The sequence below is a fragment of the Paracidovorax konjaci genome (assembly GCF_900112675.1).
GTDB lineage: Bacteria > Pseudomonadota > Gammaproteobacteria > Burkholderiales > Burkholderiaceae_C > Paracidovorax > Paracidovorax konjaci.
This window is the reverse complement of record NZ_FOMQ01000004.1, coordinates 82,145-95,837: the sequence shown is the minus strand read 5'-3', so window position 1 is coordinate 95,837 and position 13,693 is coordinate 82,145. Positions and strand designations below refer to the sequence as shown.

Annotated in this window: 15 protein-coding genes and 1 other RNA gene; 6 read left to right on the top strand and 10 right to left on the bottom strand. The window is 56.7% G+C overall.

Annotated elements, in window-relative coordinates; all coding sequences use genetic code 11:
• Positions 1-3: 3 nt before the first annotated feature.
• The 5 genes from BM144_RS06945 to BM144_RS06930 form a co-directional block, all read right to left on the bottom strand.
• Positions 4-1,416 carry a multicopper oxidase family protein gene (locus BM144_RS06945; protein WP_092950581.1) on the bottom strand — a complete coding sequence of 471 codons (1,413 nt, stop codon included), beginning with the start codon at positions 1,414-1,416 and terminating at the stop codon, positions 4-6.
• A gap of 28 nt (positions 1,417-1,444) precedes the next feature.
• Positions 1,445-2,866, bottom strand: coding sequence for a TolC family protein (locus BM144_RS06940; protein WP_092951084.1), 1,422 nt, complete (start codon positions 2,864-2,866; stop codon positions 1,445-1,447).
• Positions 2,867-2,876: 10 nt separating this feature from the next.
• Positions 2,877-3,194, bottom strand: a complete 318-nt coding sequence (locus BM144_RS22665) for a hypothetical protein (protein WP_139225663.1) — start codon at positions 3,192-3,194, stop codon at positions 2,877-2,879.
• Positions 3,195-3,318: 124 nt separating this feature from the next.
• Complete coding sequence (locus BM144_RS06935; protein WP_175525967.1) at positions 3,319-3,636, bottom strand: hypothetical protein; 318 nt, start codon at positions 3,634-3,636, stop codon at positions 3,319-3,321.
• A gap of 161 nt (positions 3,637-3,797) precedes the next feature.
• A complete protein-coding gene (locus BM144_RS06930) occupies positions 3,798-4,088 on the bottom strand; it encodes a CopK family periplasmic copper-binding protein (RefSeq protein WP_092950579.1) in 291 nt (96 codons plus the stop codon).
• 227 nt (positions 4,089-4,315) lie between these two features.
• Between BM144_RS06930 and BM144_RS06925 the strand changes: the two genes are divergently transcribed.
• Complete coding sequence (locus BM144_RS06925) at positions 4,316-4,996, top strand: heavy metal response regulator transcription factor (RefSeq protein ID WP_092950578.1); 681 nt, start codon at positions 4,316-4,318, stop codon at positions 4,994-4,996.
• Between the two features lie 4 nt (positions 4,997-5,000).
• Positions 5,001-6,509: a heavy metal sensor histidine kinase gene (locus tag BM144_RS06920; RefSeq protein WP_139225662.1), complete on the top strand. Its 1,509-nt coding sequence runs from the start codon at positions 5,001-5,003 to the stop codon at positions 6,507-6,509.
• A gap of 497 nt (positions 6,510-7,006) precedes the next feature.
• On the opposite strand, the gene BM144_RS22660 is transcribed toward BM144_RS06920, so the two are convergent.
• Complete coding sequence (locus tag BM144_RS22660) at positions 7,007-7,306, bottom strand: hypothetical protein (RefSeq protein ID WP_139225661.1); 300 nt, start codon at positions 7,304-7,306, stop codon at positions 7,007-7,009.
• 249 nt (positions 7,307-7,555) lie between these two features.
• Here BM144_RS22660 and BM144_RS06915 point away from each other — a divergent pair, with 249 nt between their 5' ends.
• The 4 genes from BM144_RS06915 (at position 7,556) to tnpC (ending at position 9,634) form a co-directional block, all read left to right on the top strand.
• Complete coding sequence (locus BM144_RS06915; RefSeq protein WP_092950576.1) at positions 7,556-7,801, top strand: helix-turn-helix domain-containing protein; 246 nt, start codon at positions 7,556-7,558, stop codon at positions 7,799-7,801.
• A 324-nt stretch (positions 7,802-8,125) separates the two neighbouring features.
• Positions 8,126-8,515 carry an IS66-like element accessory protein TnpA gene (gene tnpA, locus BM144_RS06910; protein ID WP_092950575.1) on the top strand — a complete coding sequence of 130 codons (390 nt, stop codon included), beginning with the start codon at positions 8,126-8,128 and terminating at the stop codon, positions 8,513-8,515.
• Positions 8,512-8,853: an IS66 family insertion sequence element accessory protein TnpB gene (gene tnpB, locus BM144_RS06905; RefSeq protein WP_092950574.1), complete on the top strand. Its 342-nt coding sequence runs from the start codon at positions 8,512-8,514 to the stop codon at positions 8,851-8,853. Before tnpA ends, tnpB begins: the two co-directional genes overlap by 4 nt.
• Before the next feature lie 67 nt (positions 8,854-8,920).
• Positions 8,921-9,634, top strand: a complete 714-nt coding sequence (gene tnpC / locus BM144_RS06900) for an IS66 family transposase (RefSeq protein WP_092950573.1) — start codon at positions 8,921-8,923, stop codon at positions 9,632-9,634.
• A gap of 305 nt (positions 9,635-9,939) precedes the next feature.
• Here the strand turns inward: tnpC and ssrA are convergent.
• The 4 genes from ssrA to BM144_RS22655 all read right to left on the bottom strand — a co-directional run bounded on the left by ssrA (position 9,940) and on the right by BM144_RS22655 (position 13,650).
• Positions 9,940-10,316: a transfer-messenger RNA gene (ssrA, locus tag BM144_RS06895) on the bottom strand.
• 82 nt (positions 10,317-10,398) lie between these two features.
• Positions 10,399-12,642, bottom strand: a complete 2,244-nt coding sequence (locus BM144_RS06890; RefSeq protein WP_139225659.1) for an ATP-dependent DNA helicase — start codon at positions 12,640-12,642, stop codon at positions 10,399-10,401.
• Positions 12,639-13,076: a VPA1267 family protein gene (locus BM144_RS06885; RefSeq protein ID WP_092950571.1), complete on the bottom strand. Its 438-nt coding sequence runs from the start codon at positions 13,074-13,076 to the stop codon at positions 12,639-12,641. The genes BM144_RS06890 and BM144_RS06885 overlap by 4 nt, the downstream gene beginning before the upstream one ends.
• A gap of 22 nt (positions 13,077-13,098) precedes the next feature.
• Positions 13,099-13,650 carry a hypothetical protein gene (locus BM144_RS22655; protein ID WP_139225658.1) on the bottom strand — a complete coding sequence of 184 codons (552 nt, stop codon included), beginning with the start codon at positions 13,648-13,650 and terminating at the stop codon, positions 13,099-13,101.
• Positions 13,651-13,693: the final 43 nt, after the last annotated feature.

Below are 13,693 nucleotides of genomic sequence, written 5' to 3'. Positions count from 1 at the left end.
GACTCAGTGCTTCATGTTGCCCATGGGCTTGCGCACCTGGACTTCAACTTCTTTGGCCGGCATGTTCTGTACCGGCATGGACTTACCTCCTTCCGAGGCAAAGCGGGCGGGGTTTGGCAAGGTGCCCGTCCATTCGTAGGCGATCTCTCCGGGTGGGTGCTTGTACCAACCAGGATCCTTGTAATCACCGGCTTTCTGGTCTTTTCGGACCTTGACAACGGAAAACATGCCGCCCATCTCAACGGAACCGAAGGGGCCGGTTCCGGTCATCATGGGCGCGGTGTTGTCAGGCAGAGGCATTTCCATCTCCGCCATGTCAGCCATGCCGCGCTCACCCATCACCATGTAGTCGGGGATCACATTGGTGATGTCGCGTGCGACTTTTCGGTGGTCCACCCCAATCATGGTCGGCACCTCGTGACCCATGGCGTTCATGGTGTGGTGGCTCTTGTGACAGTGGAACGCCCAGTCGCCTTCCTCGTCGGCAAGGAACTCGATCTGCCGCATTTGGCCAACCGCCACGTCGGTGGTGACTTCATACCAGCGTGTCGATTTCGGTGTCGGCCCACCATCGGTACCGGTCACCAGAAACTCGTGACCATGCAGGTGGATCGGGTGGTTCGTCATCGTCAGGTTGCCAATACGGATGCGTACCTTGTCGTTCTTGCGGACTACCAATGGATCGATGCCCGGGAACACACGGCTGTTCCAGCTCCACAGGTTGAAGTCGAGCATGGTCATGATCTTGGGCGTATACGCACCGGGGTCGATGTCGTAGGCGTTCAGCAAGAACACGAAATCGCGGTTGACCTCGTCGATGAGTGGATGCTTTGTCTTTGGATGCGTGATCCAGAAACCCATCATGCCCATCGCCATCTGCGTCATCTCGTCGGCATGCGGGTGATACATGAAGGTGCCTGGGCGACGAGCTACGAATTCGTAGACGAAGGTTTTGCCTGATGGAATCGCCGGTTGGTTCAGGCCAGAGACACCATCCATCCCATTAGGGAGACGCTGGCCGTGCCAGTGCACGCTGGTGTGCTCGGGCAGCTTGTTGGTCACGAAGATGCGCACCCGGTCGCCTTCGACCACCTCGATGGTTGGTCCGGGAGACTGGCCGTTGTAGCCCCACAGGTGGGCTTTGAAGCCTGGCGCCATCTCTCGCACCACGGGTTCAGCCACCAAGTGGAATTCCTTGACACCATTGTTCATCCGCCAAGGCAGCGTCCAACCGTTGAGCGTGACCACAGGGTTGTAGGGACGTCCAGTGTTGGGAACCAAGGGATCCATGGTGTCGGGCTTCGTCTGCAACACCGGCTCGGGCAGTGCCGCCATAGCGACGCGGCTGACGGATGCGGCGGCCACCGCTGTGGTAATGGCGCCGGCGCCGGTCAGGAAATTTCTTCTGTTCGTCATATGTTTTCCGTATTTGTTGGAGGTCGGCTTAGTGGCCGCCTTCGGCGCCAGCAGTCACGGCGCTCGAGACCGACATCGCGCCCGCAGAGGTGGGCTTTCCGGTCACTGACGCGGCAAGGGCGGCATCCGCAAGCCAGAACTGTTGATAGGCGTTAATCGCTGCGGAAACGCTAGAGATCTGCTCTCGGGTGTCGGCCAGCAACTCGAAAACGCCGATGAGCATGCCGTTGTATCGAAGCATGGTTTCCTCACCCATGGTCTTGCGCAGAGGAACGATCTCATCGCGGTAATGACGTGCGACGTCATAGGCGGTGCGGTAGGCTGAGTAGCTCTCGCGCAGCTGGGAGGAGGCGCCGCGCACGGTGCTCTCATATCGGTTGGCCGCGGCGAGCGATTGCGCGTTCATGGCCGCACGCTGCGACGTTCCCCAGTCGAAAATAGGCAGGCGCACGTCCAACTCGTAACCCTTGCGGTTAGCTGAGCTCCCAGCACCGTTGTCGAACACCGTGTCGCGGCGGATGCCGAGTTCGACGTCCAGTAAGCTGGTAAGAAGGTTCAGCCCCTGCGATTTTCCGGCGACATCCAACTGATGTTTAGCCAGTTGTACATCCAGACGCTGCTCTTTCGCGCTAGCAGTAAGAACACTGCTTTGAATCGGCGACTTTGGGAGGTCGGGCAACCGCTCAGGCAGTTTCAGCTGCTCGACCTGTGCATCGGTCAAGCCCAACTGCCTTACAAGTTCTTCCCGCGCCGCGGTCGCCGCGTGTTGAGCAGAGGCCAGTTGCGCCACCGCATCGGCGTAGAAACTCTGTTCCTTAGCACGCTGAAGCTTGTTGAAATTGCCCGCCTGCTGCATTCGGCGTGCCAGTTCGGCTCCCGCTTGCGCCGCCGCATTCACTTGTTGCGAGTATTGCAGCGTTTGCTGAGCAGCAACCGCGCGCACCCAGGCTTGACGTACCTGAGTGACCTGTTCGACCACGGACGCGCTAAGCTGAATCTTCGCTAGTGCGACCTGACCCTGCGCGATGGCCTGGCGTCGCGGGAGCGTCAGGAGATCCAATAAACCGAACGACAACAGCCGACCGATCTCCAGTTCGTCAACGAAGCGCATGCGCTCAAAAGTAAACACAGGATTTGCCAACCTGCCAGACTGTTCAGCCTGCGCCATTTCAGCCCAGCTTTGAGCCAGCAAGGCTTGCAACGATGGACTGTTGGCCAACGACAGCTGAACCGCTTCGTTCATCCCGAGTGGCTGCGCCAGCAGGTCCGCTGTAAGTTTGTTCCGCGCCAGCGCCTGCTGTTCAGTGCGGCTCAGCTCAAGCTTGCCGCCGGTAAAGGTTCCCACGCTGCTACTTGTATCAGCGAGGGTCTGGTCGAAGTTAACCGAAGCGCACCCGGCCAGGACAAAGGTCGCCATCGCGACCGTACCCAACTTAAAAAAGCTTTTCATGGTGATCCAGTCAAGGTTTGGCGGGTTCAGCGGGCGCAATGCCCTTGCCTGGGTCGACGTTGGCATTGGGAATGTGGGGTTCCCGGGCCTCCTTGGCGTACACACGCCATCCGCCAATCTTGGCGGTCGTCGCGTTGATGGCCTTCCAATCGCCGACGGATTCTTCGGTGTAGGGCCTGTAGCCCTCGAAAGCGGAACGGTAGGAGTCAGGCGTTGCCGCCTTTGCTTGGGAAGCGGGAAGGGTAGAAGGAGGCGTGTTTTGCGCTCCAACGCTGACGGGAACAGCAGCGCACAGCACCATGCCGGCGGCCAAGAAAGGATTAATCATGGAATTCCTTGCAATTCATGGAACGGCGCACATAAAGCAACCCACAAGGGGACGCTTTAAGGCGGGCAATGAAAAGGCACCCCAACCCGCTCAGGCCATCAGGCTTGAGCGGCGGCAGGGCGCGTCAGGAACGGGGTGGTCTCTCGAGGAGGCGTGACGGCGCGGCGTAGGACGGAGCCAAGGGCTCCAAATACTGCGCGGGGGGAATAATGGCGGACGCCATCAGTGAGGGAATTTCTGCAATGCCGATGAGATTGCAGCATGCCGCGCAGATGCCGCATTTGTGTGTGGCATCAGGCAATTTGGTTGACGTGTGATAGGGCTGGTCAACTTCCCAGTTAACCACCATCAAGTCCTTGTCATCCATGGCACCAGCACTGTGGTCCAGGGCAACTGCCGATTGAACGCCGTGATGAGACTCTGACATCACTTGAGTCTGCATGGGGTGATGCTGTGCTCCCATCCCGCAGTACAGCATCGATGCCGCAGCGAACCCTTGCACAGGAATCGCTAGCATCATGAGCCACAGCAAGAAGGACGGGAAGAGTCGCATGTCTACAGGATTTTAGCGAGACGTAGGGTCAGTGCGCAAATAGCGTCAGTTTACTTGTTCCCACCGCCGTAGTGGGCTTGAAGGGCGCTGGAAAGGCGCGCGACTTCGTCACCACGCATCGTGATAGTGCTGCCGTCAGCTGCTTGCATGGTCTCACCTTCCTTCATCCGGTACGCGCGGCCGAACTTGCTCTCCATCGCCATCTTGCCGTCCTTGAACTGGTGCACGGTGCTACCGTCCTTGAGTCGCACCGACTTCTCGACGTCGGTCTGGTCCACGGCAAAAGCGGACAAAGCCGGGGCGAGAAGGGCGAAAGACACGATTGCTGTACGAAAGTTCATTTTGAAATCCTCTGGATGTTTACGAAAACCCAGCATGTTTGCGGGGCCTGTAACGCGGTCTCTGCGTCACTGGTAGTGAATGTAGAAATGCACCGCGCACAACGGGATGACTTGCACATTACAGATTTGAGATGTTCGCCCCGGGCCAAACCTCAAGACCGGGACATGCGCCAAAATGACCCACATGCGGCTTAGACCCCACCTGTGCCAACGATTACGGAGGTCAATTGAAAATTCTGGTGATCGAAGATGAACCACGGGCCGCGGAGTATTTACGTCAGGGGCTAACGGAGAGTAGCTACGCAGTCGAGGTAGCCCACAATGGTACCGATGGCTTGCACGCGGCTGCCGGCGGGGACCACGATTTGGTGATCCTGGATGTGATGCTTCCCGGCATCGATGGCTTCGCCGTGCTGTCGGCGCTACGCACGTTCAAGCAAATACCCGTGCTGATGCTGACCGCCCGAGAGAATGTCGATGACAAAGTGAGGGGGTTCGACATGGGCGCCGACGATTACCTTGTGAAGCCGTTTCAGTTTCCAGAGTTGCTGGCCCGCGTGCGTGCCTTGCTCAAGCGTGGTCAATCACAGGCGACTGCTCAAACCTTGCGGGTCACCGATCTTGAAATTGACGCTGTACGGCACCGTGCCACGCGCGCTGGTCAACGGATCGATCTTTCCGCGAAAGAGTTCGCCTTGCTGAGCCTCTTGGCGCAAAGGACTGGCGAAGTTCTCTCACGCACCCAAATCGCTTCTCTAGTCTGGGATATTCACTTTGATTCCGACACTAACGTGGTGGAGGTTGCGATGCGAAGGCTGAGAGCAAAGATCGATGACCCATTCGAAGAAAAATTGATTCACACGGTAAGAGGTGTCGGGTACGTGATGGAGCGCCGCGCAAAGGAGTGATGCGGTGAACCAGTTTAGATTTTCCCGGCCAACGGCACTAATGTCGCTTGCGACAAGGACAGCACTTGCCTCGGCATTATTCGGCCTGATCACTGCCAGTGGAGCCATTGTGGTCGGCTGTATTGCCTTGTCAACGCAATTGGACACCCGATCCCTTGTTGAATTGGAGGGAAAACGGGATTTGGTGTTGCACGCGTTGTCTGAGGTGTCATCGGTTGGAGACATCGGGCCAGAAAATCACCGGTTTGGAGATCTGCTTACTGGCCATGGGGATCTTCATCTTGCTTTGATGAGGACAGACACCGCCCAAGTCGTGGCCAGCTTCTCCCCTTTGGCAGACCAGTCATTGGCTGTTTTGAAAGACGTCCAGGACAATTCCAACGCAATGCATCCCTGGTACTCATCGACTGGTTCAAGGTTGGATTCCTTCAAGGGCACAAGCCAATTGCGCAATGGTCAGGAAATCCGGTTCTATTTGTCTCTGGACCGCTCTCGCGACGCGCAGTTGCTCCGCGATTTCATCAAGTCGACCATGGCAGGATTGCCCTTGCTTCTGTTGATCGTAGCGTTGGGGAGTTGGCTCATCACCAAAACTGGCTTATCGCCTCTGCACAGATTCCATCGACTGGCCGCTTCGGTGGGAACTCAATCGTTGGGCCACCGAGTATCTTCCGCCGGATTGCCCGCAGAATTGACAGAACTCGCCACAGAGTTCAACAGCATGCTCGAACGCGTGCATGAAGGTTATCAACGTCTGCAGGAATTTTCGGGTGACCTAGCGCATGAAATGCGTACACCTGTTTCCACCCTACTTGGTCGGTCCCAAGTCGCACTTTCCCAGACGCGCACCGTCGCTGAACTTCGTGAAGTAATCGAGGGCAATGTGGATGAACTTGAACGTTTGTCTCGCCTTATTGCCGACATGCTGTTTATCGCTCGCACGGAGCGAGCAGACAAACCGATGACTTTCCTGTCTGTTGACCTAAGGGTTGCGAGCCAAAAAGTCGCAAACTATCTCGCCATAGTGGCGGAGGACCGAAACGTATCCGTTGAGGTCCACGGTAATGCTGTCGTGATGGGAGATTCTCTTCTCATCGAACGAGCAATCTCCAATTTGTTGACGAATGCGATTAGGCACGCTTACGAGGATACGGCGATCAAGATCAACCTCTCAAGTGACGGCAAGAATGCGACGTTGACAGTGACAAACCATGGAGAAAGCATCGCCAGCGAGCATTTAGAGAGAATTTTTGATCGCTTTTACCGCGTCGATGCGGCGCGGGCGCGAATGGATGGAGGAAATGGTCTGGGCTTGGCCATCGTGCGTTCGATCATGGACTCCCACGGGGGCAGAGTGTCCTTATTTCACCGCCCCTTCGATGAGACGACTTTTGTCTTGACCTTCCTTCTTCCGCCGGGCGACTTCAGCCACCCCAACCAAGCTGAGATCCTGTTGACGCATCACGTTCAGCAAAGGTCACGCCAGACGCGGAGCGGACCGTCTCCTCAATAAAGGTTTGATCGCAGGGCGTGTGTTTCCCACTACCTACCTGCCCGCCGTACGAGCTAAACGATGTGGTTATCTCGTGTGGCGTCTTGCACTCATAAGAGGGACGCTGCCGATAGAGTGTGGCGCGTGTTGCACATAGGAGACAAAAAACTTGGAGCAGGTATTGCGTCTCGGGGAAACTACAACTCGCAATGAAATTCACCGATCAAAAACTTAATTCTGGCAACACCCGTCGCGTTGCGCGAGCTGGCCGAATTGTGATCTAGCCGATGCGATCGACCAGATGATCGTGGCGTGCAATCCGCGTTGCCTGCATTGCGATGAAGGTAATCTGACTGTGTTTGCGCCGAGTACGTATTTGCGGGCGAAAAAGGGAAGTTTGAGCCTATGTTTAGTTCAGACTTCGACTTTGATACCGTGATGAGCCAAATTTCCGGGGCCTACCTCAGAAATAATTCGAAAATTCCGATAAAAGATGGTGATCGACGAGCCACGAAGGCTCAGGCTGCAGCTTTGAATTTGGCGCCCGCAGACCACAGCTTTCTGGAATCGATTTGCTGCAATTCGCCTTCGCTGGCAAGGAACACGCATCCAGATGCACAGTGAAGTTCAAATCGTCGGACTGCTTTTGGAAGGTCGCTGACGCAGGGAATGATCCTTTGCACTACTTCCGTTCGAGGCAACGCATCAGATTCAGTGGGTGGAAAGAACAGCGAGATTGATTCGATGTTCGCATCTATGTTGTCTAACAACGACAACCCCTGAGCACTTGGATTCACCAGAAGTGTGGAATCAGGCAACTGGTCGCCTAGGCTGCTTTTTTCGAAGCAGACGACCAAGACGCAGTCCCATGACCACGGGACTGCGGACCACCCCCTCTCGCACGCCTCAGGGGCAATTCGCGCGTTCGTTTTCAACTCTGCATGGGTGGGCGACACCGCCCGGCTTGTTTGCATTAGAAATCAGTCTCATCAAATGTCATGAACTACGATCGTTTATGTGGAAGATCGTCCGTGGTGTAATTGGCATCATAAATCAAGCATTGGCATATGCCAATTGCCTCTCCACGACATGCCAACGAGCCAGCGTTAATAGCGCTGGGAGCCGCCATCAGATCAGCCAGAAAAAGTCGAGGAATTTCGCAGGAAGAGCTTGCGCACCGCGCTGCAATAGATCGCTCCTATATGAGCAGCATTGAACGCGGAGCTCAAAACCCGGGGATCGTCTCCCTCCTGAGAATTTCGACATCTATGCAAATGACGGCCGCCGAACTCTTCATTCAAGCCGGCTTATAGAGTTTTGAATATCTCTTGCACGATCAACCAGTCCTGGATCGCCTCTGTCAGCAGCAACATCTGCTGCGGTTCGTATGGAAGGCAGTGGCGGCCATGTCCACGAAACCCACCTCAATCCTCAACAGAATTCGGGCACTTCCCCTTCTACCGCCCTGATTCCTAAGAGGCATAGGCGGTACTACGCCAAGCCCGGCCAGCACTGGAGAGGCCTGACGGAGCACCTCTGGACTCGGCCAGGCCGGCGTAAGCGGCCAGTCGAACCATCTTGAGACTGCAGGCTAAGGCATAGACCATGCTGTCCACCTAAGTTAGCTGGACAGCAAAATGCAAGTCAATCCGAAGCAACGGCGCCGTCACAGCGCAGCCTTCAAGGCCCAAGTCCTGGCAGCGTGCGCCGAGCCCGGAGCGTCGGTTGCTGCGGTGGCCCTCGCATTCAAGCTGAACGACAACCTGGTGCATCAGTGGCGCCGCGGCCGCGGCGCGCCGAAGACTCCAGGCGTGGCCTCCATGGGGATTGCCGAAGCGCCCCGCTTCATCGAGTTGACCGTTCCGCTGGCAGTGCCACCGGCGCCTGCCCCGCCGGAGAGTTCTCCCAGCCCTACGCCGGAGATGATCACGCTCGAGTTCAAACGCGGCGCATTGGGCATCAGCGTGACGTGGCCGGTCAGCGCCGCAGCGGACTGCGCAGCGTGGCTGCGCGAGGTCTTGCGATGATCCGCATTGACGCGCTGTGGTTGTGTGCGGCGCCGGTGGACATGCGCTCGGGCACCGAGCGTTTGCTTGCCCATGTGGTCCATGCGCTCGGCAGCACCCATGCCCATCACGGCTACCTGTTTGCCAACGCCCGAGCCACGCGCATCAAGATGCTTGTGCATGACGGTTTCGGCGTGTGGTGTGCTGCAAGACGGCTCAACGCCGGCCGCTTCGTGTGGCCCCGAGAGATAGAAGCAGCAGCAGGGCCGATGGCGCTCAGTCATGCGCAGTTCGACGCACTCGTGGTGGGTCTGCCCTGGCAGCGTTTGCACGAGATGAGCGCGATCACGCGCCTGTAAAACACCGGCTTGCGAGGGCGTTGCCAACATCGCAACTCCCAGAGGTGCCTTCGATGCGGTGCCAGGTGTGGTCTATGACTTCTGCGTGGGGCGAGGTGCACAGTACCCGACTGCGTTCCTCGGCGGCGATGGAGACGAACGCAGCCGCTGGCGCGGTACCTTGGTGCGCGACGAATACAAAGCCTACGACAGCGTGATCGGCGCTGAGCCTGAGCGCATCGCTGCGGGCTGCCTTGCACACGCCAGGCGCAAGTTCGACGAGTTGCTGCGCGAGGGTGGGCGCAGCGCTGTCGCCACTGAAGCCCTACAGCGCATCGCACAGATCTACCGGGTCGAACGCGAGCTTGCCGCACTTCCTTGCGAGGCACGGCTGGACAGCCGGCAGGCCATCACAAAGCCGATGTGGGAGCAGTTGCATGCCTGGCTGCAGCTGGAGCGCTCCCGGGTGCCAGATGGCAGCGCCACGGCCAAGGCGTTGAACTACAGCCTCAACGCGTGGGCCGCGCTCACGCGCCACCTGGTCGACGGCGACGTGCCGCTAGACAACAACCATTGCGAAAACCTGATTCGTCCCTGGGCCATGGGCAGAAAAGCATGGCTCTTCTGTGGAAGTGAACTCGCTGGGCAGCGCGCTGCCGTCGTGATGAGCCTGGTGCAGTCGGCCAAGCTCAACGGACATGATCCTTGGGCCTACCTCAAGGACGTCCTCACGAGATTGCCCACGCAGTTGAACAGTCGCATCGACGAGCTCCTTCCGCATCACTGGCGGGCAGCCAGCTGACCCCATCGGGTCGGTCGTCAAGGTGGGCAGACTGTCCGCTTACAGGCCGGCAGCAGACGGATGGATCGATATCAGGCAGGCAGGGCCCCGCTCGCCCTGGGAGTTGAATAACAAATGCACCAAGTTGCGCTCTGTGGTCGATCGGATCGCCGCACAGCGCGTGGGCGCCACAGGCGGTCGCAGCATTGGACACACCGCTGGAAGTCATGCAAAGACGCTAATTCCGAGCCAACTGGCAAGCATCGCTATGTGTGCCAAAGCAATAAAGACGAAGCCCGCACGAGGCGGGCTTCAATCAACAATGGGTATGGAGGTGGCGGGGTTTGAACCCGCGTCCGCAAGCCTTCTTCGCCCAGTTCTACATGCTTAGCCGTCTGATTTGAGTCTCGCCTCCAAGATCGCGCAGTGGCACGCTACCCAGGAAGCCAGCATCCTTAGATCTCGTCATACGCCAAGGTGCCCGACGCATGACCAGCCGATGTAAATTCCCTCACAGCCTGGAAGTCTTTCGACCCCCTTGCCCAGCCCATCGGCCTGCTGTTGTGAGGCTCACCGGTGTTTAAGCGGCGAGTGCGAAACGTTCGTCGTTTGCAGTTAGTTTTTTTCTGCTGTTTTACGAGGTGACAGAACCTCGGCATGCCCTGAAACGCGTCCGAACCCACGTCGAAACCAATTCACCCCCATAAGATGCTTGGTGCAAGGTTCCGATTGTACCGCTTGGCAAGGAGTTCCGCAGGAACCTCATCACCGATAGCCCTACCGTCCTACGCCAAAGCCTCCGCCAGAAGCAAATCTAGACGAACTTGGCGAGCTTGTGCGCGAGGTGCTGCTTCAACAGCTGCTTTGGCTGCAGCTTCGTCACCGACCAGAAGCACCTGTTTCTGCGCACGCGTGACTGCCGTGTAGACGAGTGTGCGATCCAGCAGTTGATGGCCCGTGAGCGGAACAATGACACGAGGCCACTGAGAACCTTGCGCTTTGTGCACAGTGATGGCAAAACCAAGCTCTAAGTCGTCCAACATGTCCTCGACCACAGGCCGACGAACACCATCATCCCAATCCACCCAAGCAAGAGCGTAACCGGACTCGACCCCGTGTTCACCAACAAGCAATCTTGGCTCGCTTTCGACCTGCGCGATGACTCCCAAGGATCCGTTTTGCAAGCCGCGATCCCACAAGTTTCGTGTACACAAGACAGGGTCTCCGAGGTTTAGGCCCACTAGGGCAAATGCCTCATGGTTGCTATCCCAAACCTGAACCGCCTTCCTTCCAGCAGTGAGTTCCGCCTGACAACGATTGTTGAGGGTAGTCGCTCCGTCCTCACCATTGCGTCGTGCGCACAGAACTTGAGTGCCTTCCTGATCCATGCGGTAGAGCTTCAAAACGATGTCGGCGATCCGTTGGCCGTCGGTAGCCGTGGAACCGGTGACACAGGGAATAAATCCGATCGCAGCTTCGGAGTTGGAGGCCAGCTTTGGCCACTGCCCGTCACGAATTGCGGTAGCTGCTGCCGCAATATCACTCCCATATCTCTTCACCACAGTAAGCTGAACCAGCGGAATCCGATCAACCTTCATAAGGGCGTGGAGCACCAAGCCCGGGCCAACTGGCATCAACTGAGCGGGATCACCGACGAGTACCAGGCGAGGCGCGCGCCCTAGAAGTTGGCAAAGCCGGCTCATCGTAATGATGTCGACCATGCTGGCTTCGTCGACGACCACTGCAGAGTGCTCGTGAAAACTACCAGCCGTCCAATTACTCAAAAAGTTCGCAATCGTAGACGCCGGTCGACCAGTAGCTTCAGCCATTCGCTTAGCGGCCCGACCTGCCAAAGCTAATTGGATGACCCCAACGCCAGCCCGATCATATATTTCATAAACCGCTTTTAAAACAGTCGTTTTACCAACGCCGGCGCCACCTGTAATGAGTGCAAAGGGTTTAGCAGCAACAAGGTGGACTGCTTCACGTTGCTGAGGATTGAGTTCTAAGCCTTCTCGCGTTTCGTACACCCTAAGCGATTCTTCAACCTCTCCCTCGAGAAGAAGTCTTGGCCTATCGCTCTTCACTCGATCGGCAACTGCTTGCGCAACCTGCGCCTCCATCACCATCGCGCCTAACGGTTGCACTCCACCTTGAATGACAATGAAACTGCCATTATTTAGACCTTGCGAGAGTGCTACAGGGACAAGGCTGCGCCAAGGAAACGTGCTTGTCTGCGAGCCTAGAACACCTTGCAATACCTGCATGAGCTTGGAAGAACTCATCGAAGTATGCCCGGCGGCAAAAACTCTATAGCAGGATTCTTCGACGGCAGCCTGAAGGCGGCGAGGGTCATCTAAGGCAACGTCGAAGTGCGAGCGGGCCAACGTATCAGCCTGCTTCCATGTCGAGCAGAAACTCAGTAACCGATAGGGATCTTCTTCCAATTTTTGAGCCGTTTCGCTACCAAAAAACTGAATTACTTTCCGCCCTACTGATAGCTCGAGCCCTTGCGCTTGCAGCCACTGCAACGTGCGACTGTCGCCATGCTGCGACCAAGCCTCGATCACCTGAGCTGCACGCTCCGCATTTAAAACTGTTAACAGCGCTGAGACGTTACCTGAGTCCAAATGTGAATAGAGTTCTTCGCCGAGGGACTCCCACAGCTGGCGAGCTTTGACTCGCCCAATACCTTTGAATAAGGGGCTATCCCCCATAAAAGCGACGATGTACTCGCCGGACGGTCGCAAAAGGACCGCATTGGAGGCTTCGATCTGGGTCTCAAGCAGGCGATACCCATTGGTTTCCAGTACCCGCGTCGACGATTCGCCATAAACCATCCACCATTGACCAGGCTCAACCTTGGAGCCACCAAGTGCCAAGCCTGACGCCTTCACGACTAAGTAGCGCTTAGCGTCAAGAACCTGGCCTTGGTCATTTATGGGTTTTGCTGAGAAGATGCAGCCGCCGTACCCGAAAGGATTCTGGCTACGAACTGCCGTAACCCTCAAGACTTGCCCGGCACTCAACGGGGAATCCTTCCAGTCAATGCTAACGCTTCGCTCAGCACCCCATATCGCTCAACTACACGCTTTAGTTCAGCAACCTCGGCTTTCAGAGCCGCATTCTCCTGTTCAAGGCGGCGAAGTCTTTCGCTCTCCTTTGCTGCGCGGAACCCGCTTGTTTCACGGAGCAGCGCCGGCGAAGGCTTGTTTGGATCTGCCTCCAAAAGGGGGGGAAGAATTGCCCTAACGCGCAGTTCATCCTCCAATTCGCGCAGTGCCGTTTTGATTCGACCATTTTGATCAAGTGCGGACTTCCCAAATCCGCACTCCTTCGCGATCTCGACTCGTGACAACACACCGCGACTGACAAGCTCTCGAAAATCGTCATCGGTTTTGCTCGCTACCCATGTTAAGAACGTTTGCACGTTCTCCTCTGCTCGTTGTTGTCCATTGGCCATCACATCGTCCCTCGGATGTCGATCATTGCTCCTGAGCCTTCAATCGTCGGAGTGCATCTAGAAATGGCCGTAGTCGCGGACCAGACACGATAACTTGCCGACCTGGTGCGGATGCGAGATCGCGAATCTCACCCTTATCCATATCAATCTCCAGCAGGTCACCACCGGCGTTGACACGGTCTATGACCGCACGCATAGCCCATACGGTATCTGCGTACGCTAAATGAGCTTCACTCACCGAAAGTTTCGCTGGCTCAGCACTCGCAGAGGCAGCTTTTGTGGCCGCCTTCTCACGCTCAATCATTTGATCTTGGAGCAAGCCAAGATTCATATCTGCATCAAGAAGCTTGGCGCGTAAAAGTTCTGGTGTTGCGTCTTCGTTCGCGACAAATGTTGAAGCTCCTGGCTGACGAGCCAGAAAATCCATAACAAGCTTTTCGTACTTTGGATTGCGACCAAAAGTGGTCCGATGAATTCCCAATCTTTCCGATAAGTCCGCAACAAGTGTTCTTGCGTTTTCGTACTTGATTTTTCGCCGGTCCAATTTTTCAAGTTCAGCCTTGATACGGCTCACAAATAAACTCTGCTTATCCGACCGATGCGATTTGAAATTGTCA